Here is a 22274-nt window from a genome sequence, read left to right as displayed (position 1 = left end):
AGAGGCGCGGCAGCTGTTTACATTTTGAGGATAGGATTAGAGATATTTATGTCCTGAAAGTAAGTGGCGCGATAGCTGTTTGCTTTTTGAAGTAATTAGAGAAGTGGGAAACTTCGTCAAAGCCTAAAGCATAAGCAATGTCAGCAACGCTCCAGCTGGTTTGTTTCAGCAGGATCTTTGCTTCTTCTACCAGTCGTTTGCTGATGAGTTCAGAAGTAGTACGACCTGTAGATTCTTTCAATACTTTATTCAGGTGGTTTACATGTACTGCCAGCCGGTCTGCGTATTCTTTTGGGGTACGCAGGCTTAGTCTTTGTTCCGGCGATTCCAGTGGAAATTGCCTTTCCAGTAGTTCCAGAAACAACATGGAAATACGTTGAGAGGCATTTTGAGTGGTATTGAGTGCGGTGAGTGGTTGCAGTTTTTGACCATAATGGATGAGCTCCATGACGAGGTTGCGTAGCAGGTCGAATTTGAATTTATAATCAGCAGCCAGTTCTTTCTGCATCTTTTTAAAGATATATGCTACTTCCTGTGCTTCTTCGTCATTCAAATGAAAAAGCGGCACGTGACCGGGTTGGAATAGTGGCAGTTCTTCCAGTACAACACCTGATTTGCGGGGCATGAGAAAGTCGGCGGTGAAAATACAGAAGAGACCGTGCTGGTTGCTATCGGCAGGAATCCAGTGATATGGGATTTTGGGAGTGGCGAAGAGGAGTGCATTTTTCTCTACTTCGATCACTTTGTCAGCATATTCTGCGCGGCTTTTGCCGTTTAGCCAGCTGATCTTATAGTAGGCCCTGCGGCTGTAGGGCATGATGCGATTACCGGTTGCTTTGTCAAAGAGTTTTTGGGGATCAAAGACATTGAAATGTCCTGTATCCTTTGTAAGGCCTGCCGGAAAGGTGGCGGCGTTACGTTTGTAAAATTCTTCGAGTGAAGTATTGGTAAGCATACAATAAAGGTACTATTTTGTTAAATGCCTGCCGTACACACTACGGCAGGCATTTATATTATACAAGCATTCCACCGGAAGCTTCTATTCTTTGTCCGTTTACCCAGCGGGCATCGTCTGTACAAAGAAAGGCGATGGCGCCGCCTATATCTTCTGCTTTTCCTACTCTGCCTAAGGCAGTTGCACCAGCTACTGTTTTCTGCGTTTCTGCATTGCTGCGCAGGTGTGCGCCACCGAAATCAGTCATGGTAGCGCCGGGTGCTACTACGTTTGCCCTGATGCCCCTGCTGCCGAGTTCTTTTGCAAGATAGCGGGTGAAGGTCTCTACTGCACTTTTGAAAGAGGCGTATACAGATGATCCTGGGAATGATACACGGGTCAGACCGGATGAGATATTTACGATACCACCGCCATCATTCAGGAGTGGAATGAGTTTTTGTGTTAAAAAATATACGCCTTTGAAGTGTACATTCAGCAGGTCGTCGAAAAAGGCTTCGGTGACTTCGATGATGGCGCTATATCCACCCTGGCCAGCGTTGTTTACTAAGTAATCAAAGTGGTCTGTACCAAAGTGGGTACTTAAGGTGTTTTTTAGCTGTGTGGCGAAATCTTCAAAACTGCTGATGGTACCAGTGTTTAGCTGGAGTGCAGCTGCTTTTTGCCCGGTTGCTTCGATTTGAGCGACTACAGCTTGCGCATCTTCTATGCGGGTATTGTAAGTGATGATGATATCCAGTCCTTTATCAGCCAGGTTTAAGGCTGAGTCGCGGCCTATGCCGCGGCTGCCGCCGGTGATGAGTGCTATTTTGTTTGCCATTTTGTAATGTTTATAGCAAAGTTAAGAGCGGATGGACGGGTGGTGTTTAAAGGAATCAATCTGTTTTTTGCAAAAATCAAATCATTTGCTGGAATGCCATTATTTCTTATGAATCGTATACAATCTTCCACCATCTGTAATCGCATACAAAGCGCCATCTTTTCCTTCAGTAATATCCCTGAATCGTTGTTGCTCATCAGCCAGCAGTCTTTCCTCTCCCACTACTTTATTATCCCTGATCACCAGGCGGGCAATGTGCATGCCACTCAGCGCGCCAATAAAGAGGTTGTTTTTCCATTCAGGAATAGCGCTGCCGGAATAGAAAGTAATACCACTTGGGCTGATCACAGGATCGTAATAATAAACAGGTTGTTCCAGACCCGCTTTCTGCTGAATACCTTCGCCTACTTTTTCTCCGGAATATTCAATGCCGTAGGTGATAGTAGCCCAGCCATAGTTTTTACCTTTTTCGATGCGATTCACTTCATCACCGCCACGAGGACCAAATTCAGTTTCCCACAGGTCGCCGGTTTCAGGATGGAAAGCAAGACCTTGTACATTTCTGTGGCCATAGCTCCATATTTCAGCACGTTTGTCCGCCTGTCCTGCAAATGGGTTACCTGCTACAGGTTGGCCGTCTTTGGTGATGTGTAAGATTTTGCCAAGTGCGGAGTTGAGCTGTTGGGCCTGTGGACGGGTTTGAAGGTCAGAACGTTCGCCGGTACTGATGAAGAGGTTGCCGTCTTTATCGAAAACAATTCTGCCGCCATAGTGGAGGGTACCATTGTAGGCAGGCGTGGCTTTGTAAATAACAGTGGCGCCTTCGATTGTTTTTTCGTCGGCGGAGAGTTTGCCTTTGGCCACGGCGGTCAGGTTACCTTCTGGCAGTGGGTCAGAGAATACCCAGTACACCATCCTGTTTTTGCTAAAGTCAGGGTCTACCCGGATGCCTAAGAGACCTCCCTGACCAGCGGAATTGACAGCTGGCAGGCCGGTGATGGGGGCACTGAGTTCGCCGGTAGTGGTAGCTATGCGGAGATCGCCTTTTTTCTCTGTGATGAGAAAGCGGCCGTCGGGTAATTGGGTGATGCCCCATGGATTCTCGAGTCCGGTAGTGAGGACTTTGAATTCGTAGGGTGTTTTGGTTTTTACACCACCAATTCGGGTCTGGCCTTTGAAGGCGGGTTTGTAATCGGAATTAGGTGCTTTGGTTTCCACGGGTGCGAGGAGGCTGTCGGTACCTGTACTGTCGGTTTGGTTATTGACATGCTCGCCGTTGGGTGAGCTACACGACGCCAGGGTAAATGCCAGTATTGTTGCACAGCGTTGAATAGGTCTGATCATATTGATGGAATTTAAGTAAGCATAGTATCAAAAACCGGGCTCATTCTATTGCGATCATCATATCGAAGACCCAGTTTGGGTTATCTTTACCGATGGGATTCATTCAATTGCATGTAATCAGCTTGAATCCTTTTCATTAAGAGAGCTTATCCTATTGCCGCCAGAATATCCCTGGTCCAGTTCAAATTATCTTCACCGACGATTATAGTCCGGAAGTTAAAATGGGTACCTTCCATCTCCACTCCTTTTGAATCATCAATGTGTAAATCAATATTAAAAGCAGGTGGATATTTAGATGGCCTGGCAGGTATATGTACGAATTTATTATGCACCTGCTGATTGATCACCCTGTCCAGTTTGATCCCATATAAATAAAACATCCACCATATTCTACGTGGCGGCCGGTAAGATGTTGTGTATACATATACCTTATGACCTCTGGCCTGACAAGCTTGCATCAATTCAATCGTTCCAGCACGTAGCTGCTCTACCTTCCAGAGTTTTTGCAAAAATGTGCGCTCTACAGTATCGAACTTTTTGATGCCGGGTATCAGTGTATCGTCAAGGTCAAATGAGATAATCATATTGGATTACCAGTTTTTATAGGGATGTGTAGTCAGGTTAGAGTTGTAATATTTCTCTTCTCCCGTTACTTCTTTTGCCACCCATGCTGGCAGGTCGAAGGTCTCATCTTCACTTTGCAGTTCTATTTCGGCTACAAGCAACCCTTCGTTGGCACCCTGGAATTCATCTACTTCCCATACTTTATCGTGATAGGTGATTTTGTACCTGATCTTGGAAAGTTCAGAAGTAGCAAAATTATCTAAGAGCTCTTTGGCTTCAGTGAAGGGAATTTCGTATTCATATTCCAGCCGGGTGGCGCCGACAGAAATCCCTTTGATGGTGAGATAGCCGGTGGTATCTGTCATCCTTACGCGGATTGTTTTTTGCGGGTCGGTGACCAGGTAGCCTTGTCTGAAATGCTCCCCTTTGGGCTTTTCAACCTGTTGCCATTGATCGAAATTAAGCAGGAATTTCCTTTCTATTTCTTTTGCCATAAATTACTTTTTCCTGAATGCACAAAATAAGAAATGCTGCGTAGTATTGAATGGAGTGATATGATCCTCTGTAATGCATTTTATCTTTTCGAACTGTACCTGCAGGGTTGCTGTCAATGCAGTTTCTGAATAGCGGGCTACAGGGAGACCACTACATTTTTCAGGACCATCGTTTGAAAAGGTGCCGATGATGGCGTAGCCACCTTTCCTGATATAGTTAGATGCTACGGAGATGTATTGCTGAATTTGTTCCGGGGTAGTCATGAAGTGAAATGCGGCTCTGTCATGCCAGCAATCGTAGGTGGTTTTCGGCGAAAATGTGGTAATATCCTGCACGATCCATGTGACGAGCGATGCTTTTTCGCCCAGGCGTTGTTGTGCTTTATTAAGCGCAGCTTTTGAGATGTCGAGCACAGTGATGTTTTGATAACCTGCTTCCAGCAGGAAATCTACGAGTTTGCTGTCGCCACCGCCGATGTCGATGATGTTGGCGTCTTTAGGAAGCTGGCATTCATTGATATAATTGAGGGAGGTTTGTGGTACTTCCTGGGTCCAGCTCACATCGGCCGGACCTTTGGTTTCATATACATGTTCCCAATGGGCGGATTTATTTTCCATGGAACAAATCTATAAAGAAAGCCCTTCAAAGCAAATAATCATTCTTAGGGAGATTGTATATAAAATTTGGCCGGGCAGGCTGGCCAGGGTAAGTCATTTCTACCTCTGCTACTTTGATGGCACCCAGGCGGGTTACTGCTATTTGTGAACGGATATTGTTTGCGCCTACATGGAAACCTACATTATCCACAAATTGAAAGGCATAATCCAGCATGAGTTTCTTTACTGCCTTATTAAAACCCGTTCCCCAGTATTTGGTGGCGTAGAAAGTGTAACCGATATGGATGATGCTTTTACCCGGATCATATTCATAGTACCGGGTACTACCTGCGATTTCACCTGTGGCTTTGTCAATGATGCTAAATGCGCCATGACTGCTAATGGCCATGTCGAAAAAGTCGCGGAATACTTCTTCTTTCCAACGGTCATTTTGCGGGTGCTGTGCCCATATAGCCGGGTCGGCAGCCACGGCAAAAAGCGCATCGTAGTCAGCTGCCTGCAGTGGTTCCAGCAGGGCCTGGTCGTTTTCTAAGGTGGGTTGAATATTGAAAGTCATGGAACAAATGTATTACATGGCTGGATGATTCATATAGTCCATTTGTAATAATAGTGGTAGTCCAGGTTAGTGGGATTGCTTCAGCTGTGCGTGGCGGATCCGGCTAAGGGTTTCCCGCGATACTCCCAGGAAGGATGCAATCATATGCAGCGGCACCCTGTTGATCAGATCAGGATAGTTATTGACAAACTCCTGGTATTTTTCTTCGGAGGTTGCACTGATATTGCTGAGGATCCGCTCGTAACTGGAATAGAGGTTCTGGCTGATCAGGTCATTGGTATATGCCTGTAAGGCAGGAATGGTATTCACAAGGGAGCTTAATACCTCATGTGTCCATAGTAAAACAACGCTATCCTCCATGACTTCGATGTTCAGTTTGGATACCGTTTGATTATGAAGACTCCGGGCATCGGTGGTCCAGCCGCCTTCAGGAGAAAACCGGAGAATGTGTTCGGAACCGTCGTCTTTTATATAATATGTCTTGAGCAGACCTTCGGCCACAAACATCTTATATAGGCATACCTCTCCTTCCTGTAGCAGCAATTGTTTTCTGCGTACTTTCCTGACCTGGGCCCCCGAGCGTATTGCCTGCAACTCGTCAGCTGTAAAGGGATGTTGTGCGGTTAATAATGCTTCCAGACGATCAAACATACCCTGAAAGTAATAAAATTGTGTCAAATGACCTTGTTTTAAGAGGTGATCCAGGGGCAAATTTGTGGTATAAAATCAAATTTTTATGCGGGTATTTTTGACTGGCGCTACGGGCTTTATAGGCTCTGCCATTGTAAAGGAATTATTGAAGGCAGGACATCATCCAATCGGGCTGGCACGCAATGATGCCGCTGTACAAAAACTGGAAGCAGCAGGTGTAGAGGTACACAACGGACACCTGGAAGACCTGGAAAGTATAAAACGTGGTGCGGCAAAGGCAGATGCTGTGATACATACCGGGTTTATCCATGACTTTACTGATTTTAAGAAATATTGTGAAGTGGACCGGAGCGTGATTGAGGCGATGGGTGAGGTAGTAAAAGGTCCAATAGTGGTGGCTTCAGGAACGGCGCTGATAGCCAGGGGAACTGTGACCACTGAGCTGGATCAGCCAGTAGTGAGTGCTGATTTATTGCCACGGGTTGCTACAGAAGAGGCGGTTGCTGCCGTGGTGGCGCGTGGGGGAAATGCATCTCTCGTTAGACTGACACCTACTGTGCATGGCAATGGGGATCAGGGATTTATTCCAATTATTATCAATGCGGCAAAGACACGTGGCGCAGCATTTTATATTGGTGAAGGTCAGAACAGATGGCCGGCAGTGCATCGGGATGATGCGGCGAGGTTGTTTGTGCTGGCAATGGAACAATCTACTCCCGGGGCTATTTATCATGCAGTGGCTGAAGAGGGGATTACCACAAAGGAGCTGGCAGGGGTGATGGCGAAGCACCTGGATATGCCATTGAAAAGCATTACTGCGGAGGAGGCGGGTGCAAGCATGGGGTTCTTTGGTATAATGTGGTCTATGGATCAGCCAAGTTCAAGTAAGATTACGCAGGAGAAACTGGGATGGCAGCCGAAGGAGATTGGATTGATAGCGGATATGGAGGCGAATTATTTTAAATAGATGTTCTATTTAAATAAAACGTAAATTTTTATTAAAGTGCAAAGGCCGTCTTGTATCAGACGGCTTTTTTTCTACCTATAAATCTTATTACTGTTCCCTGGCCGTTGTGATATTTCCCTTCTTCTAATCCTACAATTTCTTCTTTCAATAGTAATATCTCATAATCAGGGAAGTCTTGTTTTATTTCTTCTTCAGAGAACAGCCATGCTGCATCTGTAGGGCCACCTACCTGTGCATTGGCCTTGTGGTTTTTGCTGAATGCTTCAAAGATAATACTGCCACCTGGTTTTAAATAGGCATCTAACTGACGGTGTAATATTGATTTCTTTTCAGGAAGAAAATGTGCATAGATCAAACCAATGGCATCGAAAGATGCAGGTTCGAATTGAATAGTTTCGAGATCGCCTACAATATAAGTGAGTGTTGTTTGTAATTCACTGGCTAATTGCAGGGCTTTGGTTTTTCCTTCCTGGCTCAGGTCTGTGGCCGTCACCTGCCAGCCTGTTGCCGCAGCGTATACGCCGTTTCGACCTTCGCCATCTGCAGGCATAAGGATAGTGCCTTTTTCAAGTTTGTCTAACCATTCTTTGAAGAATAGATTAGGTGTTTTGCCATAGGCGAAATCAGTTTCGCGATAGCGGTCATCCCATCTGGCTTTGTATTGCTCGTTTGTCATGTTGACAAAGTTAGTCGCTGATGCAGGCATGGTGATAGGACAAAAATGAAATTGAATCGGATCTATTTAAAGTTTTGACGGAAAGATTCAGGTGTTTGTCCTGTATGTTTTTTGAAGAAACGAATAAAGTAGGAAACGTCTTCATAGCCTAGTTGCCAGGCAATTTCATTGATCAGGTTAGTAGTGGCGAGTAGCTGGCGTTTGGCTTCAAGAATGATATGATCATTGATCAGGGTAGAGCAGGTTTTGCCAAGGGATGATTTAGTAATAGCATTGAGCTGATAGGGAGATAGGTGTAGCAGGGCAGCGTAATCCGCTACCTGTTTATGTGTGGTGATATTAGTGGCGATCAGTTCCTGCAGGATTTGTAATTGATCGTTTGCCGGTGGTGTTTTTTGGGCGCGGATGAGGTGGATAAAAAAGATATGTAGTAATGATTTGATGACTTCTTCATGCTTTTCTTTAGGGTTGGAGAATTCTTCAACAATTTGAGTGCACAAAGCAAGGGTGTTTTCGAGCTGGTAATAGTTTTGTTGTGCGGCGGTGCGCAATAATGGACTGGGATCGAAGCCCGGATTGAATTGCACTAAATAACCCGTGCTGCTGGAATGAAGGTTGATGGCATGCACCTGCCCGGGGCGAAGCAGGAAGATGGAATGGTCACTGACAGGATAATCTATGAAGTCAATACTATGCGTCCCCGCTCCTTTTTGTAAGATTAATAAATAGTAGAAATCATGCCGGTGAAGTGGTTGGACCATGTTCTGACCGTTGATATCCCGGATGCTGAAACTGGTATTTGTCCTGATGGGAATGTGTTGCATGATGAGATAAAGGTACTTATTATGGCCGGATTGTCCATGCACTCATTCCATTTGTCCATGTACTGGTTGAGGAGATCATTGCAACTTTGCAGCATGAAATTTACATTAGAAACAGCCTTACTAAAGGTACAGAAAGCAGAAGACGCCTGGAATTCAAAAGATCCTGAGCGCGTAAGTTTAGCATATACAGTAAATACCGAATGGCGTAACCGACATGAGTTTATCAATGGACGGGAAGCGGTCAAAGCTTTTTTGCAGCGCAAATGGGAGCGGGAATTGGAATATAAATTAAAGAAAGAATTATGGGCATTTATGGACAACCGCATTGCTGTCAGATTTGAATATGAATGGCACGATGCGCAGGGCCAATGGTACCGGAGTTATGGCAATGAAAATTGGGAATTTGATGAGAACGGTCTGATGCAAAGACGGTTTGCCAGTATTAATGACCTGTCGATTGCCGTATCTGAGCGTAAACTTTTCTAACTTTATGGCATGTATACATTGGTCAGTTCGCGGACGGGGAATATGGCTTTCAGGGTATCCCGCTTTGAAGCGGGTACCTTGCTGCAGGAGCAGAAGGGATATCATTATTATTCCATCCTGTTGGTCACGAAAGGACGCGGGCAGTTGTATGAATATGCTTTCGGGGAGAATACGTTACTGGCATTGGGGCTGTATCAGCCTTTCCAGGTCAAAGGAGATGTAGAAGGAGTGTTGATCAATTTTCATCCTGACTTCTTTTGCATTTATCAGCATGAGGATGAAGTGGCCTGCAATGGTGTATTATTTAATAATATTTATGCACCGCCTTTGATGCAATTAAAGGCTGCTGAAATGGAAGCCTTATTGCATATTGTACAACAGATCGAACAGGAGTTGTCCCGGCCGGCATTGGCGCAATACGAGGTGGTGATGGCATTTTTGAAGATCTTCCTGATCAATGCATCCAGGATGAAACTGGAAAGGCAGGAAGAGCGGGTGCCTGTTGGTAATGAGCCTTTCATTTTACAGTCATTGAAAGATGCGATAGAACAATACTATAGAAAGGAACATAGTCCGGGGTATTATGCGGGCTTATTGAATATCACGCCGAAGGCATTGAACAGGTTGAGTAAGACGCATTTCAACAGAACACTGGGTAACCTGATTGCGGAAAGGATTATGACGGAGGCTAAGCGGGAATTGTATATGACTGCCAAGCCGGTGAAGCGGATTGCATTTGAGTTGGGTTTTAATGATGAGTTTTATTTCAGCCGGTTTTTTAAGAATAATGCAGAGGTATCGCCAGTGGTGTACAGAGAAATGGTGGGATGGGAGAATAATCCGTAAATTTACCTACATGAGCCACCACATTCCCACATATCAACTCGGCGAGCTGACTACCAACGATGCACAGGGAGTCTTCTTTCTTGGACAAAAGACTGCGTTTCCGAAGATCGCTATCGATCAGCCTTACCGCAGTAATTATTACAAACTGGGGGTATGTGTGAGGGGGCATGCGGAAGTGAGCGTCAACCTGGATACATACCAGGTAGTGCCGGGAAACCTGGTCATACTGTCTCCGCATATGATCAAGCAGTGGAAATACATGTCGCCTGATTATGAGCTGGCAGATATCTTCTTTACAAGAGATTTTATTACGACTAACAATCATGTCAATCCTGATAAATTCAGTTTCTTCTGGGCGGGTGCCAGGTGTGTAATTGACTTGCCATCATCCCAGCCGATTATTAATTCCATCCGTTTTTTACAACAAAAATGCCTGGAAGAACAACGTTACAAAGATGATGTACTCCGTAACCTGATCAATAGTTTGCTTTATGAAATAGCCGCCATTTATACAGTGGCTTCCACTGCAAATTTAAGCAGGGGGCAAATACTGGTAGCGGATTTCAAGCGACTGGTCAATACTCATTGCATGCAGGAGCGAAGCCTGAAATTTTATGCAGACCAGCTTTTTATTACCCCTAAGCACCTCACAGAAACGCTGCGGGAGGTTACTGGTAAAACTGCTGGTGACTGGATATCAGAAGCGGTTACCCTGGAAGCGAAAGTCTTATTACAGCGCCCTTCACTGAATATCTCACAAATTTCAGACATGCTGCATTTTGCAGATCAGTCTACCTTCGGTAAGTTTTTTAAGAATCAAACCGGCATGTCTCCCGCTACTTATAAACAAGGTTCCGACATTTAACCCAATCCTCCCATCTTTCAGCCCTTACCCGGAAATCTATTTCGATAGAACTTTGTTCCCATAAAATTCATTCACTATGCACATTGTTATCACTGGTTCTCTTGGGAACATAGGCAAGCCGTTGACGCAGGATTTATTACAACAGGGACACGCTGTCACCGTCATCAGCAGTAATCCTGAAAAACAAAAGGAAATAGAAGCGCTGGGTGCAAAGGCCGCTATTGGTAAATTGGAAGATGTTGCTTTTCTTACAAAGACTTTGACAGGTACAGATGCACTGTTTGCAATGGAGCCGCCTAATTTTGGGGCGCCGGATCATATTGTATATTATACTACCATTGCACATAGTTATGTAGCAGCTGTGAAGGCGGCAGGTGTAAAGCGTGTAGTACACCTCAGCAGCTGGGGAGCGCATTTGGAAAAAGGAACTGGTTTTATCACCGGCTCTTATCATGCAGAGCAGGTGATGAATGCCCTGCGTAATGTGACACATTTACGTCCTGGTTCTTTTTATACCAACCTGTATAGGTTTGTGGATATGATCAGACATACGGGATTTATTGGTTCCAATTATGGCGGAGAAGATAAGGTAGTGATGGTACATCCGCGGGATATTGCAACTGTTGCAGCAGCGGAGTTAGTAAAAACAGCAAGTGATCCGGTGCGTTATGTAGCCAGTACAGACATCACTGCCAGTGCTGCAGCAAAGGCCATTGGGGCGGCTATTGGCAAACCAGATCTGCAGTGGATCACTTTCTCAGATGAGGAGCTGACAAAGACACTGCTGGACAGGGGAATGCAGCCATTTCAGGTGGCTCCGCTGGTAGAACTGGGTGCAGCGATTCACAGCGGCGCTTTGAGATCTGATTATGATTTACATCCGCCAGAAGTAATGGGAAAAACGACGATTGAAGATTTTGCAAAAGAGTTTTCAGCTGCTTTTTAAAAGCAGCTGAAAATTTATGCGGTGGCCTTAAGCGCTTGCTTTGGACCGGATAAATTCCAGTTGATCAGGTGTGAGGAGATGCTTATCGAACAGGGTGCCATTGGTCCTGCTTGTTTTGAAAAAAAGGAGGTCTTTCATTACTTTCACTTTACGTATGGCAGACCAGTTTAGTTCGGTTTTGAAGTTATTCCCTTGTATGAGAATGGTATTATCCGTAAATGTGTATTGTAATGGGGCGTAAACATATTTTTTAACACCGGGCTTATTCATGTCAATAAACACCATTAAGGTAGGGAAAATGATGCTGAAAATGACGAAATAGAATTCAAATGAGGGGATGCCTGCAGTACCGGTTATGATTCTTGAAAGGAAGTAAAGACCAAAGAGGTGAATGACAATAATAGCCGGTTTTTTATAGAAATATCCGTAGAGAAATTTGATATATACAGGTTGAGATATTTTAGAAGTGTGTGAAAAAGACGTCATTCAAAATAATTTTAATAAAGGTAGCCAATTATGATAAATGAAAAGCCGGAATTCTGGGAAAAGAGTTTTAACGAAAAGCAGGAGATGTGGGGCTTTGAGCCTGCCCAATCAGCTGTATTGACGAAGGATTTCTTCCTGACACATGGGGTTAAAAAAGTGCTGGTACCTGGGTTTGGGTATGGCCGGAATGCGCAAATTTTCAGGGATAATGGGATGGATGTGACCGGGATTGAGATATCCCGGACTGCGATAGAGATGGCGCGAAAACATTATGGAACAGAGATGACCATCTATCATGGTTCCGTAACGGAGATGCCTTTTGACCAGGAGCAATATGATGGTGTGTTTTGTTATGCACTGATTCATTTGCTGGATGGAAATGAGCGGGCAAAACTGATAAGGGACTGCTATGGACAACTGAAGACAGGTGGATATATGGTATTTACAGTAATATCGAAGGCCGCGCCTACTTATGGGCAGGGTAGGTACCTTAGCCCGGACAGGTATGAAATGTTTGGTGGGGTGAATATGTACTTTTATGACAGGGAGGCTGTGCAGGCAGAATTTGGGAATGCGGGATTGTTTGAGGTGAGTGAGGTAACGGAGAACTACCCTTTTTATTTGATAAAGTGCAAGAAGGAATAATTATGCCAGCAGATCTTCAATTTTGCCGTGTGCAATGCTATAAGTTGGATATTCCGTCAATTCAAAAGGAGGATTGTGCAAGGGATGGCGGATCTCTGCTACGAGTGGTATGGGATCGCCGATGTGTATAAACTTCCGGTAGATGATCTGCTCATGCATGCCATAGCCGGTAATAATCTCAAAATCGTCTGTAGGGTCTACTTTCTCAAAAATATTCACCGCGATGATCGTATCATCTGTTAATTGAAACAGATACAGGTCATCTTCTTTCACTTTTAGATACCGGGTGGCTCGTATGGGCAGCACGGTAATTCGGTTCTTTTGTAAAAAACGCCAGGCTTCGCGGTAATGAAAGTTGATAAAAAATGTTAGCCATGTACCAAGGGCAAGAAAGAGAAGGATGCCCTGCCATGCTTGTGTAAGTATGCCGATTAAAAGCCCCAGTAATGGCCAGATGGCTATCCTGCACCAGTTGCGGTGTCGTAGTTTGCTTTTGAAGTAGGCTTCTTCCCGTTCGTTTAGTGGCCGTTCATAAGTCATCTTTCATCCATGATTTCTTTGATGGCGTCATGCAGATCCTGATTTTTAATCCGCTGTATCACCTGCGTCTCATATCGTTGATCTTTCCGCCTCAAAGCTATCAAATGTTGTGCGTAATATAAATGTGATTCATATCGCATGTCGCCCAGATTAGAATCAATCTCATCGATGATATCCACCGTTAGTTTGCCATCCATGTAGAATCGGGTGAGCAGGTCAAGGGCATTTGCCTGAATCCAGTCATATTCGCCAAAGGCAATCTCTTTTAGCATGGGAACTGCCGGGGTACCGATGTGATAAATGACTTCGAAAATGGTGTACTGACAAGCGGACAGCCATCCTGTAAGGCCCAGTTGTGACTGATCTACATCGTCGGGGATAGTCAGGTTGGCATGCATGCGGCTACGTAACACAGGGAGTGTTTTAGGGGACATTTGGGCTGCGACCGTTTTGGTCTGGTCAAAGAATTTGTCGGGGGCAGTGAACATCAAACCAGCCAGGTGAGGGATCACCGTATCAATGACATGATTGTCGATCATAGGAATAGGTCTTTTAGAGGGATAAATATATATAAAAATGTAATGCTGCGCAGGAGGGGGGATATTTGGGGGGATGAAAGATTAATAATTGAGTAGGTGGCAACTCATTTCCAAAACTCACGCAATAGTTCAACCACAGCTACCGGCTGTTCTTCCGGGATATAATGCCCACAGCCCGGTATCACCACTGTTCGCCCTGCTTCTGACAACGCCTCTGCTACCGCCCGCATATTTTCTCCCACTGCGTACTCCCCTCCTACAGTCATGACCGGTATTTTCAATTTTCTCAATTGTGTTTTGTTCTGTACCGCACTTGTATTGAATGCCCTGTAATAATTAAAACCTGCTGCCAGGCGATCTTTCCCTTTATATGCTTCGTAATAAACTTCGGTATCAATACTCCCTTTTACAAAGGTCTTGTGACTGAAATACCAGTTTAAATATTCTTTTTCCCTGCCGAGCACCAGTATTTCCGGAATGTCGGGTACTGCATGGAAATAAAACTGCCATACCCTTCCGGCATTATCAGGTTGGAATAGCTGTAATGGCATCAATCCGGGAATGCCCGCATCCATCACTGTGAGGGATAAACAGATAGACTCAAACTGTAAGGCAAAGGCTACTGCTACCCAGCCACCTATATCGTGGCCCACTACGTGACATTGCAGTACTTGTTGCTCATTGAGGTAATCCTTTATCAATTGCGCAATATGGGCGGTGTCGTACTGTGATGCAAAAGGGCTATTGCCTAGCCCGGGGAGGTCGGGGGCCAGTATATGGTATTGTGCAGAGAGCGCAGGAATTACATGCCGCCAGATGTGCGAGGTCTGCGGCCATCCATGTAGTAAGAGAATTGTTTCCATGAAGCAAAATTAGGAGGAATAGCTGGTTGGCAGAAAGACAAAGAACCTGCAATTCCTGCCAAAAGAGGTAACTTTGTTGCTGAGAAACATATTTTCCAATTGGTTATTTGTATTTCCAATCAGTCACTTATGTTTCAGAGAAACATATTTCCAATCAGTTGCTTTTTTTGTGAAACACATTGCCTTATTAATCACGCACAATTCTACCCTGCTGGACTTTGCCGGGCCGCTGGAAGTATTTACCAAAGCTATCGACAAGGCTGGCCCGGTATACCAAACGCATATTGTGTCATTGGAAGAAACGAATCAGATCAGGACTTCTTCAGGTATGCATATTACCTGTGAGCATAATTATGCCACATTTCATCAATCTATAGATACCCTGATCATAGCAGGGCTTCCTAAAGACCTGCCAACAAATATCCATCCTGCAGCTATTGCCTGGATTCAGCAACAGGCGCCGCAGATCAGAAGAATCTGTTCCGTTTGCTCAGGTGCTTTTATCCTGGCAGAAGCTGGTTTATTAAATGGTAAAAAAGCTACTACACATTGGAGTCTTTGTGAAAGACTGGCTGCCGCTTACCCGGCTATCAGCGTAGATGTAGCACCCATTTTTGTCAGGGATGGAAATGTGTATACCTCCGCAGGGATTACCACGGGTATGGACCTGGCGCTGGCATTGCTGGAAGAAGATATGGGAAAACGGTTTGCATTGGAGATTGCCAGGCAAATGGTTTTATTTTTAAAAAGACCCGGTAATCAGGCGCAATATAGTACTGTACTTGCAGCGCAGGCTATAGATCATGCGCCGGTAAGGGAAGCGGTGGACTGGATCATGGAGAATTTGCAAACGGAAATAACTGTGGAAGAATTGGCGGAGAAAGTGCTGATGAGCCCAAGAAATTTTGCCCGGGTGTTTGTAAAGGAAATGAATATTACGCCTGTGAAATTTATGGAAAAGATGCGTGTGGAGGCGGCATGCAGGAGTTTAACGGAGCAACATCTGACACAGGAAGAGATCGCTGTTGCATGTGGGTTTAAGAATGGGGAGAATATGCGGCGGGTATTCCTGAAAGTATTTGATGTGACGCCGTCTGAATACAGGAAACGATTTCAGACGGCGTTGTGATGTTTAGACTTCGTCTTTATTAATCCACTTACCCACTGTAGGTGCTACATAATTTTTCATTTTATCCAGCAAGGTATCGATATCATCACTAATGAGAATCATATCCTGATAAGTCTCTTTCAAAAAACCTTTATCCACCATTGTTTGTACAAGTGTAATCATCGCATCATAATACCCATTGGTATTCAATATGCCAATCGGTTTTTTATGCAGACCCAGTTGCGCCCATGTGAGCATTTCAAAAAACTCTTCCATTGTACCATACCCCCCTGGCAGTGTAATGACACCTTCACACAGTTCATTCATCTTCATCTTGCGGGTATGCATACTATCTACAATCAGCAATTCTGTCAAACCGGTATGCGCAATTTCTTTTGCCCTCAGGAAGTCAGGAATCACTCCCGTCACACTCCCCCCGGCTGACAATGCACCATCTGCTACTGCGCCCATGAGACCTACTTTTGCACCACCATATACCAGCCCGATATTATTTTCTGCCAATGTTTTTCCCAGCTGAAAGGCTTGTTCCATAAAGATATTGTCAGTGCCATTGCTGGAGCCACAAAAGACCGTTATACTTTTCATTTTTTTGATGGGTTTGATAAGGCAAAGGTACTGGGATTTGTTGTATTTGAATGCAAATAATAACGACCATGGCATAGTTTCTGCGCATATATAGTACAGTCCTTCGTTTACTGAAACAAGTAATGCTATGCAACGTCTCTTTTTACTAGCCGCCATTATTTTTTATCTACCTGCATTTGCTCAAAACACACCACAACTCTTTCAGGTCACTACCGCAGCTACTGCACCCGGAGAGACCGTGTTAATAAGAGGAGAAGGTATTGACCAGATATCAAAAATCGAAATAGGCCGACTCGCAGATGTGCGGGTTGATAATTCATCGCCTATATACGTGCCATTGCCGGAGGCCGATCATTTACCGGATTCCAAAGGCAGTAAGATTGCCGCAGGCGAAAGAATGATGCCTGTGGATAAAGTACAGCAAAATGAAAAGTCGGTAAAAGTCATTGTACCAGATGGCTTACAGCAAGGTGTTTATTGTGTGCGCATGACAGATAATAAGGGTGCAGTCAGTGGGTTTTATGTAAACGTTCCGATTGTAAACTGGGTAATTAGTGAAAATGGTTATAATGCAGCTGCCGCCGGCGATGTATTGAGAATACAGGGGAAGAACCTGCTTCGTAAAGGGGCTGGCGGACAAGTGGCATTGGTCAGCAATGGGAAAATAACCAACTTAAAAGTGGATAGCAGTTATGATGACTATTCAGTGAAGATAATTATTCCCGCTACTATTCAGCCAGGTAAATATCAACTGTATTACCACAATGGTTTGGGTGGAAAAACAGCATGGAGCGCGCCCCTCACTGTCAATATTGTAAAAAAAGAGTTGTGGCCCACCCAGGCATACAATGTAAAAACATACGGAGCAAAGGGGAATGGTTCGCAGGATGATACCGAAGCGTTTAAGAAAGCACTGGCAGCTGCACATGCCGGTGGCGTTGTAAACGTTCCTGCTGGTAACTATATATTATCAGATGGACTGGTTATTCCTGGTGGCGTGATCGTAAAAGGACAAAAGGGAACGGTGTTGAATTTTAAACCTGTTTCATCTGCTAGTCTCATCACTGGTACGGATCATTTTGGTATTACTGACCTCAGCATTCAGGCTACCCGGGCGTCAGGTATCATCATGAATAGTGGAGAAGGACATGTAATATTAGAAAGACTCGTGATACAGCAAGATATTGGCAATGCCCTTGCTGAACTGGATAGCAAATGGAATAAGACAGGGATTCAGTTAAAAGGGCCGGGTATCAGGGTCAGGGATTGTGTGTTCAAATCTGCCGGTATGTTTTCATTTGTAGGTGTCAGTGGATTTATTCAGCGTTGCAGATTTGAAAAGACAGGTGGTAGTGTAAAGACCTACATGAAAATTCACCCGGAAGGTTTGATCTTCGAAGACTGCTATAAGCAAACTAACGGATATGGGTATGGTGCCACCATCGACGAAAGCTATGATTTATACGAAGCCAGGAATAGCACTCCATTCAATTATATCAATGACCGGGAAGTGATGACCCTGGATGGTGGTAGTGGTGGCTATTTTGGAAAGGTAGGCGGCGCCACTGGCAATAGTATCATGCTCAGAAAAGATGGTAATACCTTTCAATGGACTGCCAATAAATGGATTGGCGGAGGGCTGTTTATTATTGATGGCAAAGGATCCGGACAGTTCAGAAGAATTGTAAAACACACGATAGACAGGATTGAACTGGATGAACCATTTCTGGTACAGCCCGATACCAGTTCAGTTATTAGCATCACTACCATTCGCGACCATTTGTTCTTTGTGAATAACACTGCTACTGATGCCGGTGCTTACCAGTTTTATGGCTCTGCCCAAAACTGTGTGATCGCAGGATTGAAAATGCAACGCAGTGCAGGTATCATAGGCAAAGGCTCTTATGTGAATTATGGCCGGCAACCTAACTGGTACATTGACATTGTAGATTGTGAATTGAGCGATGGCACTTATACCCCACAGGTGAGTCAGAAAGATAAATTTCGGGGAGAGCAACAAATTAACATTATTGGTTCAGGATATCCCGGGTTGAACATAGGATCTTTGGTAAGAAGGAATGTCTTAAGTGGAAAAAGCTATATCCGGGTATCTCCGGGGGGTGAAATAAATGATGTACAGGATGCGATTATCGAACGAAATAAAGTGAGTGGTGCAAAAAATGGTCTGGCTATTTATGGTGTAGGCAGGGTGGTGAGTAATTTATTTATTCATGATAACCAGTTCGGCACGATGGATATCCACAAGGCTTTGAAAGCAGAGGGCTACCAGGTGAGGTAATGCAGGCGTGTCTACGAAAATAATTTTTTTTTAAAAAGGCGTCTATATGCCTTTTTTGTTGTTTATTTGTGCAAGCAAATGCTTGCTTATTTATGGAGGCCAGAAGAGACGTATTCCAGGCAATAGCAGACCCTACCAGGCGGGAAATCATTCACCTGATCTCCCGCGAGCCCCGTCATCTCAATGCAATCGCGGAGAACTTTGACGTGAGCAGACAGGCTATTTCCCTGCACATAAAGATTTTAGCAGAGTGTGGTCTGATTGAGATCAGGCAACAGGGCAGGGAACGGTATTGCGCGGCCCGGCTGGAGAAATTACAGGAAGTACAGGAATGGATCAGTCAGTATGAATCGTTCTGGAAACACAAAATGCAGGCATTGAAAAACTTTCTTGAAGACAATTCATCACCACGTAAAACCAAAAAGAAATGAGCAATCCTATTGTTGTAATTGAAGAGACATTCAATGCGCCCGTGGAAAAGGTGTGGCAGGCCCTTACTGACAAGGAAAAGATGAAACAATGGTATTTCAATGTCGATGATTTTAAAGCAGAGAAAGGATTTAAATTTAGTTTTCCGGGACAGGGACACAAAGGAGAACAGTACATTCATCTTTGCGAAGTGACTATTGCTGTGCCTTTGGAAAAATTGCAATATAGTTGGCAATACAAGGATTATGAAGGTTATTCTACAGTTACATTTGAACTGTTTGACGAAGGAGATAAAACCAGGTTAAAGCTTACTCACGAGGGATTAGATAGCTTCCCTAAACATCCGGACTTCGCTGTGGACAGCTTCAGAGGCGGCTGGACACATCTCATGACCATCTCTCTGAAAGACTATCTGGCAAAAGGATAGTTTTAATTCTTTCAAAAAGTTATGGCTTTCACCTTCGGCGAAAGCCATAGCTTTTTTGCGACCAGCTAGTTAGAAATTTTGTATAATAATGCCGTCAATTCTTCCGGCATTGTAATCATTGCATCATGGCCGGTTGGTAATTCATAATAACTCCAATCCCTGCTGTTTTTTGCCTTATCGCCGAATACTTTTAACTGCGCCATCTGCGGCTGGGTACAGGCAATGTAGATCAGTGGCAAATGATTGCCATAAGGATGGTTGAGTTTTAGTGTCTGATCAAAACTTCTGAATGGTTGCGGTGTCAGTCTTGCGCTCACCCATCTGACCTGTGCTGTATCAGTCACCCCAAATACTTCGGGAGACCATACGGGTACGGACAGTCCATGACTGGATGCAGTCGAAGCCCTTACATTATCAGAGAGGTTGGCCGGTTGTGAAGTGAGTGCACTCCTGCCATTTTCAATCAGCATGGCATCTAAGAAGATTAGTTTTTTCAGCCTTGTGGGTATGCGATCTGCTACACCAGCTATCACTGCTCCGGCATAACTATGGCCTACCAATATAACATCATGCAAATCCTGCATGTTAATAAAACTGACAATATCCTGGATATGTGTTTCCAGGTTGATACTGGTGTCGAGTACATGTTGGTGCTCTCCCAATCCGCTTAAGGTGGGTGTGTATACTTCCGCGCCTTTCGCCTGCAATTCTTTCGCTACTTCCTTCCAGCACCAGCCCCCGTGCCATGCACCGTGTACCAGCACGAAAGTCTGGGCATGACTCAACCCGGCCACTGCAAAGGATAGCAGCAGACAATAGAAAAATTTTCCTTTCATTTTTGTGATATTTTTGTACCTCAAAAGTAGAAGTAGTCATTTGGGTATTCAATAACTCACCCCAAAGTGAGTCGCATAATGATTTAATTATGGCAACAAAAGTCAAAGCAAGTTCCATGAATGCACACAATCTGCGGGTATTGGCAGATCATTGCCAGGTGTCGGAAGTATTGGAGCTGATCAGCCCGCGGTGGAAAATGCAGGTGCTTTTTTGTATCTCTCAGGAGGTGTACCAGTTTAGTCAGCTGAAGAAGGTGTTTCCTACTATTTCGGACCAGGTATTGGCCCGGCGACTGGGCGAGATTGTTACGGAAGGGCTGGCTATTAAGTATAATGTGCCGGATACCGTGCCTTGCCAGGTAAAGTATGAGGTGACGGAAAAGGGGGCAGCCCTGCTGGAAATAGTGCAGGCCCTGCATCAGTGGGGGAAAAAGGGGTGGGAGTAAGCACGCCCTAAAAAGTTGCGGGCGGGCATTTTTAATTTTTCGCTTAGAAAATTCCCGTTTCGTTTGTAGTTTTAGCGCCTGTTTTGGGGAGCTACCCCCACTGAGTGTAGCTATAAACCAATTGATCTGTGAATAAAAACTATTACATTATTGATTTCGACAGCACTTTTACGCAGGTCGAAGCATTGGATGAGCTGGCGCGCATTTCATTACAGGACCACCCGGAGCGGGAGGCCATCTACAAAAAGATTGAAGAGCTGACTAACCTGGCTATGGAAGGGAAACTGTCTTTCAGGGAGAGTCTTTCCGGCAGGGTGAAGCTCCTGGAAGCCAGCAAAGAGCACCTGGGGTTGCTGATCAAACACCTGAAAAAGCAGGTATCTGTCTCTTTTTCCAGGAATAAGAAGTTTTTCAAGCACCATGCAGACGATGTATTGATAGTATCCGGAGGGTTCAAGGAGTTCATTACCCCGGTGGTACTGCCTTATCATATCAAAAAAGAGAATATATACGCTAATACTTTTGTGTTCGATGCTGATGGTAAAATCATAGGTTTTGACGAAACGAACCCGCTTTCTGACGAAGGTGGTAAGGTGAAGTTACTGAAGGACATGCAATTAGCAGGCGATATTTATGGTATCGGGGATGGGCATTCAGACTTTCAGCTAAAAGAGTTTGGGATGATCAGGAAGTTCTTTGCCTTTACAGAGAATATCAGTAGAAAGGCGGTGGCGGAAAAAGCAGATCACGTGACACCGAGTTTTGATGAATTCCTGTACGTGAATAACTTACCCAGTGCGTTGTCTTATCCTAAAAACAGGATTACCTGTGTGGTAGTGGGCGATGTGGATCATGAGGCGGTACATTTCCTGAAAAAAGATGGGTTTACTATAGCGCATTCGAATGAAGCGATTGGGGATGCAGGGATGCTTTTGTTAGCAGCGGGAGTAAAAGTGGACCAGGCATTGCTGGACCAGGCGCCTAAGCTGAAAGTAATAGGATATATGGGCGATGGTGGTGCGCACATTGCTTATGATGCCTGTACGACCCGTGGTATTGTGGTGTTCGACAATTTGAAGAAGCCATTGTCAGTTGCGAAACGGGTAGCGAGATTTATTAATAATGGAGATACTTTCAAGAGTAGTAATTTTCCTCATTTGCAATTACCGGCAGTTGAAAATGCACATCGCCTGATTGGGATTCATCGGAATGTACCGGGTATGATTGCGAAAGTGAACCAGGTATTTGCAGAGAGAGGTATTAATATTATCAGCCAGTTTTTGATGACGAACGATCAGATAGGTTATGTGATTACGGATGTGACGGCGGAATATGATAAGCAGGTGCTGAAGGGATTGAAGGAGATAGAAGGAACGATTAAGTTTAGGTACTTATACTAATTATTTAAAAAAGCTCCTGTTGTAAGACAGGAGCTTTTTTT

Annotated in this window: 28 protein-coding genes; 12 read left to right on the top strand and 16 right to left on the bottom strand. The window is 44.6% G+C overall.

Annotated features, from left to right (window positions below; genetic code table 11):
* Positions 1-46: 46 nt before the first annotated feature.
* From ABDW16_RS15725 to ABDW16_RS15690, 8 genes are all read right to left on the bottom strand, one after another.
* Positions 47-955 carry a helix-turn-helix transcriptional regulator gene (locus ABDW16_RS15725; RefSeq protein WP_343670956.1) on the bottom strand — a complete coding sequence of 303 codons (909 nt, stop codon included), beginning with the start codon at positions 953-955 and terminating at the stop codon, positions 47-49.
* A 58-nt stretch (positions 956-1013) separates the two neighbouring features.
* Positions 1014-1772 (bottom strand): SDR family oxidoreductase, encoded by a 759-nt coding sequence (locus tag ABDW16_RS15720; RefSeq protein ID WP_343670955.1) that lies wholly within the window; start codon positions 1770-1772, stop codon positions 1014-1016.
* Positions 1773-1871: 99 nt separating this feature from the next.
* Positions 1872-3116: a PQQ-dependent sugar dehydrogenase gene (locus ABDW16_RS15715; protein WP_343670953.1), complete on the bottom strand. Its 1245-nt coding sequence runs from the start codon at positions 3114-3116 to the stop codon at positions 1872-1874.
* Positions 3117-3262: 146 nt separating this feature from the next.
* Entirely contained in the window at positions 3263-3700 is a 438-nt protein-coding gene (locus ABDW16_RS15710) for a hypothetical protein (protein ID WP_343670952.1), read from the bottom strand.
* 6 nt (positions 3701-3706) lie between these two features.
* Positions 3707-4174 (bottom strand): CYTH domain-containing protein, encoded by a 468-nt coding sequence (locus ABDW16_RS15705; protein ID WP_343670951.1) that lies wholly within the window; start codon positions 4172-4174, stop codon positions 3707-3709.
* A gap of 3 nt (positions 4175-4177) precedes the next feature.
* Positions 4178-4792 carry a class I SAM-dependent methyltransferase gene (locus ABDW16_RS15700; RefSeq protein WP_343670950.1) on the bottom strand — a complete coding sequence of 205 codons (615 nt, stop codon included), beginning with the start codon at positions 4790-4792 and terminating at the stop codon, positions 4178-4180.
* 25 nt (positions 4793-4817) lie between these two features.
* A complete protein-coding gene (locus ABDW16_RS15695) occupies positions 4818-5348 on the bottom strand; it encodes a GNAT family N-acetyltransferase (protein ID WP_343670948.1) in 531 nt (176 codons plus the stop codon).
* A 66-nt stretch (positions 5349-5414) separates the two neighbouring features.
* On the bottom strand, positions 5415-5999 hold the full coding sequence (locus tag ABDW16_RS15690) for a Crp/Fnr family transcriptional regulator (protein WP_343670946.1): 585 nt from the start codon (positions 5997-5999) through the stop codon (positions 5415-5417).
* A gap of 85 nt (positions 6000-6084) precedes the next feature.
* Between ABDW16_RS15690 and ABDW16_RS15685 the strand changes: the two genes are divergently transcribed.
* Positions 6085-6966 (top strand): SDR family oxidoreductase, encoded by an 882-nt coding sequence (locus ABDW16_RS15685; RefSeq protein WP_343670944.1) that lies wholly within the window; start codon positions 6085-6087, stop codon positions 6964-6966.
* 55 nt (positions 6967-7021) lie between these two features.
* Here the strand turns inward: ABDW16_RS15685 and ABDW16_RS15680 are convergent, their stop codons facing one another.
* Together ABDW16_RS15680 and ABDW16_RS15675 are read right to left on the bottom strand one after the other, a co-directional pair.
* Entirely contained in the window at positions 7022-7642 is a 621-nt protein-coding gene (locus ABDW16_RS15680) for a class I SAM-dependent methyltransferase (RefSeq protein ID WP_343670942.1), read from the bottom strand.
* Positions 7643-7704: 62 nt separating this feature from the next.
* Positions 7705-8466 carry an AraC family transcriptional regulator gene (locus tag ABDW16_RS15675; RefSeq protein ID WP_343670941.1) on the bottom strand — a complete coding sequence of 254 codons (762 nt, stop codon included), beginning with the start codon at positions 8464-8466 and terminating at the stop codon, positions 7705-7707.
* Positions 8467-8559: 93 nt separating this feature from the next.
* Here ABDW16_RS15675 and ABDW16_RS15670 point away from each other — a divergent pair, with 93 nt between their 5' ends.
* The 4 genes from ABDW16_RS15670 to ABDW16_RS15655 all read left to right on the top strand — a co-directional run bounded on the left by ABDW16_RS15670 (position 8560) and on the right by ABDW16_RS15655 (position 11609).
* On the top strand, positions 8560-8952 hold the full coding sequence (locus ABDW16_RS15670; RefSeq protein ID WP_343670940.1) for a nuclear transport factor 2 family protein: 393 nt from the start codon (positions 8560-8562) through the stop codon (positions 8950-8952).
* A 9-nt stretch (positions 8953-8961) separates the two neighbouring features.
* Positions 8962-9798: a helix-turn-helix domain-containing protein gene (locus ABDW16_RS15665; RefSeq protein WP_343670939.1), complete on the top strand. Its 837-nt coding sequence runs from the start codon at positions 8962-8964 to the stop codon at positions 9796-9798.
* Positions 9799-9808: 10 nt separating this feature from the next.
* On the top strand, positions 9809-10663 hold the full coding sequence (locus ABDW16_RS15660) for a helix-turn-helix transcriptional regulator (RefSeq protein WP_343670937.1): 855 nt from the start codon (positions 9809-9811) through the stop codon (positions 10661-10663).
* A 76-nt stretch (positions 10664-10739) separates the two neighbouring features.
* On the top strand, positions 10740-11609 hold the full coding sequence (locus ABDW16_RS15655; protein ID WP_343670935.1) for an NAD(P)H-binding protein: 870 nt from the start codon (positions 10740-10742) through the stop codon (positions 11607-11609).
* 27 nt (positions 11610-11636) lie between these two features.
* Here the strand turns inward: ABDW16_RS15655 and ABDW16_RS15650 are convergent, their stop codons facing one another.
* Entirely contained in the window at positions 11637-12095 is a 459-nt protein-coding gene (locus tag ABDW16_RS15650) for a YcxB family protein (RefSeq protein WP_343670934.1), read from the bottom strand.
* A 30-nt stretch (positions 12096-12125) separates the two neighbouring features.
* On the opposite strand from ABDW16_RS15650, the gene ABDW16_RS15645 reads away from it, so the two are divergent.
* Positions 12126-12740, top strand: coding sequence for a class I SAM-dependent methyltransferase (locus ABDW16_RS15645; RefSeq protein ID WP_343670932.1), 615 nt, complete (start codon positions 12126-12128; stop codon positions 12738-12740).
* Here the strand turns inward: ABDW16_RS15645 and ABDW16_RS15640 are convergent, their stop codons facing one another.
* The 3 genes from ABDW16_RS15640 to ABDW16_RS15630 form a co-directional block, all read right to left on the bottom strand.
* Complete coding sequence (locus tag ABDW16_RS15640; RefSeq protein WP_343670930.1) at positions 12741-13280, bottom strand: hypothetical protein; 540 nt, start codon at positions 13278-13280, stop codon at positions 12741-12743.
* Positions 13277-13819 carry a hypothetical protein gene (locus tag ABDW16_RS15635; RefSeq protein WP_343670929.1) on the bottom strand — a complete coding sequence of 181 codons (543 nt, stop codon included), beginning with the start codon at positions 13817-13819 and terminating at the stop codon, positions 13277-13279. Before ABDW16_RS15635 ends, ABDW16_RS15640 begins: the two co-directional genes overlap by 4 nt.
* A 104-nt stretch (positions 13820-13923) precedes the next feature.
* Entirely contained in the window at positions 13924-14682 is a 759-nt protein-coding gene (locus ABDW16_RS15630; protein ID WP_343670928.1) for an alpha/beta hydrolase, read from the bottom strand.
* Positions 14683-14851: 169 nt separating this feature from the next.
* Here ABDW16_RS15630 and ABDW16_RS15625 point away from each other — a divergent pair, with 169 nt between their 5' ends.
* Positions 14852-15811 (top strand): GlxA family transcriptional regulator, encoded by a 960-nt coding sequence (locus ABDW16_RS15625; protein ID WP_343670926.1) that lies wholly within the window; start codon positions 14852-14854, stop codon positions 15809-15811.
* Between the two features lie 3 nt (positions 15812-15814).
* Here ABDW16_RS15625 and ABDW16_RS15620 read toward each other — a convergent pair whose 3' ends face one another.
* Positions 15815-16396: a TIGR00730 family Rossman fold protein gene (locus ABDW16_RS15620; protein WP_343670925.1), complete on the bottom strand. Its 582-nt coding sequence runs from the start codon at positions 16394-16396 to the stop codon at positions 15815-15817.
* Positions 16397-16523: 127 nt separating this feature from the next.
* Here ABDW16_RS15620 and ABDW16_RS15615 point away from each other — a divergent pair, with 127 nt between their 5' ends.
* The 3 genes from ABDW16_RS15615 (at position 16524) to ABDW16_RS15605 (ending at position 19551) form a co-directional block, all read left to right on the top strand.
* Complete coding sequence (locus ABDW16_RS15615) at positions 16524-18695, top strand: glycosyl hydrolase family 28-related protein (RefSeq protein ID WP_343670922.1); 2172 nt, start codon at positions 16524-16526, stop codon at positions 18693-18695.
* 92 nt (positions 18696-18787) lie between these two features.
* The gene (locus ABDW16_RS15610; RefSeq protein ID WP_343670920.1) at positions 18788-19126 is read left to right on the top strand and encodes a metalloregulator ArsR/SmtB family transcription factor; all 339 of its coding nucleotides are present in this window, start codon (positions 18788-18790) and stop codon (positions 19124-19126) included.
* A complete protein-coding gene (locus ABDW16_RS15605) occupies positions 19123-19551 on the top strand; it encodes an SRPBCC domain-containing protein (protein ID WP_343670919.1) in 429 nt (142 codons plus the stop codon). Before ABDW16_RS15610 ends, ABDW16_RS15605 begins: the two co-directional genes overlap by 4 nt.
* 65 nt (positions 19552-19616) lie before the next feature.
* On the opposite strand, the gene ABDW16_RS15600 is transcribed toward ABDW16_RS15605, so the two are convergent.
* Positions 19617-20387: an alpha/beta fold hydrolase gene (locus ABDW16_RS15600; RefSeq protein ID WP_343670918.1), complete on the bottom strand. Its 771-nt coding sequence runs from the start codon at positions 20385-20387 to the stop codon at positions 19617-19619.
* An 89-nt stretch (positions 20388-20476) separates the two neighbouring features.
* Here ABDW16_RS15600 and ABDW16_RS15595 point away from each other — a divergent pair, with 89 nt between their 5' ends.
* Positions 20477-20833, top strand: a complete 357-nt coding sequence (locus ABDW16_RS15595) for a helix-turn-helix domain-containing protein (RefSeq protein WP_343670916.1) — start codon at positions 20477-20479, stop codon at positions 20831-20833.
* Positions 20834-20961: 128 nt separating this feature from the next.
* A complete protein-coding gene (locus tag ABDW16_RS15590; protein ID WP_343670915.1) occupies positions 20962-22233 on the top strand; it encodes an HAD-IB family phosphatase in 1272 nt (423 codons plus the stop codon).
* The last annotated feature ends 41 nt before the right edge of the window (positions 22234-22274 follow it).

This window comes from Chitinophaga sp. (assembly GCF_039596135.1).
Taxonomy (GTDB): Bacteria; Bacteroidota; Bacteroidia; order Chitinophagales; family Chitinophagaceae; genus Chitinophaga.
This window is presented reverse-complemented; position numbering and strand designations above follow the sequence as displayed.

Excerpts from the sequence above, each read along its gene's own strand:
- ABDW16_RS15725 (WP_343670956.1), bottom strand. The coding sequence starts at position 955 with ATGCTTACCAATACTTCACTCGAAGAATTTTACAAACGTAACGCCGCC.
- ABDW16_RS15720 (WP_343670955.1), bottom strand. The coding sequence starts at position 1,772 with ATGGCAAACAAAATAGCACTCATCACCGGCGGCAGCCGCGGCATAGGC.
- ABDW16_RS15715 (WP_343670953.1), bottom strand. The coding sequence starts at position 3,116 with ATGATCAGACCTATTCAACGCTGTGCAACAATACTGGCATTTACCCTG.
- ABDW16_RS15710 (WP_343670952.1), bottom strand. The coding sequence starts at position 3,700 with ATGATTATCTCATTTGACCTTGACGATACACTGATACCCGGCATCAAA.
- ABDW16_RS15705 (WP_343670951.1), bottom strand. The coding sequence starts at position 4,174 with ATGGCAAAAGAAATAGAAAGGAAATTCCTGCTTAATTTCGATCAATGG.
- ABDW16_RS15700 (WP_343670950.1), bottom strand. The coding sequence starts at position 4,792 with ATGGAAAATAAATCCGCCCATTGGGAACATGTATATGAAACCAAAGGT.
- ABDW16_RS15695 (WP_343670948.1), bottom strand. The coding sequence starts at position 5,348 with ATGACTTTCAATATTCAACCCACCTTAGAAAACGACCAGGCCCTGCTG.
- ABDW16_RS15690 (WP_343670946.1), bottom strand. The coding sequence starts at position 5,999 with ATGTTTGATCGTCTGGAAGCATTATTAACCGCACAACATCCCTTTACA.
- ABDW16_RS15685 (WP_343670944.1), top strand. The coding sequence starts at position 6,085 with ATGCGGGTATTTTTGACTGGCGCTACGGGCTTTATAGGCTCTGCCATT.
- ABDW16_RS15680 (WP_343670942.1), bottom strand. The coding sequence starts at position 7,642 with ATGACAAACGAGCAATACAAAGCCAGATGGGATGACCGCTATCGCGAA.
- ABDW16_RS15675 (WP_343670941.1), bottom strand. The coding sequence starts at position 8,466 with ATGCAACACATTCCCATCAGGACAAATACCAGTTTCAGCATCCGGGAT.
- ABDW16_RS15670 (WP_343670940.1), top strand. The coding sequence starts at position 8,560 with ATGAAATTTACATTAGAAACAGCCTTACTAAAGGTACAGAAAGCAGAA.
- ABDW16_RS15665 (WP_343670939.1), top strand. The coding sequence starts at position 8,962 with ATGTATACATTGGTCAGTTCGCGGACGGGGAATATGGCTTTCAGGGTA.
- ABDW16_RS15660 (WP_343670937.1), top strand. The coding sequence starts at position 9,809 with ATGAGCCACCACATTCCCACATATCAACTCGGCGAGCTGACTACCAAC.
- ABDW16_RS15655 (WP_343670935.1), top strand. The coding sequence starts at position 10,740 with ATGCACATTGTTATCACTGGTTCTCTTGGGAACATAGGCAAGCCGTTG.
- ABDW16_RS15650 (WP_343670934.1), bottom strand. The coding sequence starts at position 12,095 with ATGACGTCTTTTTCACACACTTCTAAAATATCTCAACCTGTATATATC.
- ABDW16_RS15645 (WP_343670932.1), top strand. The coding sequence starts at position 12,126 with ATGATAAATGAAAAGCCGGAATTCTGGGAAAAGAGTTTTAACGAAAAG.
- ABDW16_RS15640 (WP_343670930.1), bottom strand. The coding sequence starts at position 13,280 with ATGACTTATGAACGGCCACTAAACGAACGGGAAGAAGCCTACTTCAAA.
- ABDW16_RS15635 (WP_343670929.1), bottom strand. The coding sequence starts at position 13,819 with ATGATCGACAATCATGTCATTGATACGGTGATCCCTCACCTGGCTGGT.
- ABDW16_RS15630 (WP_343670928.1), bottom strand. The coding sequence starts at position 14,682 with ATGGAAACAATTCTCTTACTACATGGATGGCCGCAGACCTCGCACATC.
- ABDW16_RS15620 (WP_343670925.1), bottom strand. The coding sequence starts at position 16,396 with ATGAAAAGTATAACGGTCTTTTGTGGCTCCAGCAATGGCACTGACAAT.
- ABDW16_RS15615 (WP_343670922.1), top strand. The coding sequence starts at position 16,524 with ATGCAACGTCTCTTTTTACTAGCCGCCATTATTTTTTATCTACCTGCA.
- ABDW16_RS15610 (WP_343670920.1), top strand. The coding sequence starts at position 18,788 with ATGGAGGCCAGAAGAGACGTATTCCAGGCAATAGCAGACCCTACCAGG.
- ABDW16_RS15605 (WP_343670919.1), top strand. The coding sequence starts at position 19,123 with ATGAGCAATCCTATTGTTGTAATTGAAGAGACATTCAATGCGCCCGTG.
- ABDW16_RS15600 (WP_343670918.1), bottom strand. The coding sequence starts at position 20,387 with ATGAAAGGAAAATTTTTCTATTGTCTGCTGCTATCCTTTGCAGTGGCC.
- ABDW16_RS15595 (WP_343670916.1), top strand. The coding sequence starts at position 20,477 with ATGGCAACAAAAGTCAAAGCAAGTTCCATGAATGCACACAATCTGCGG.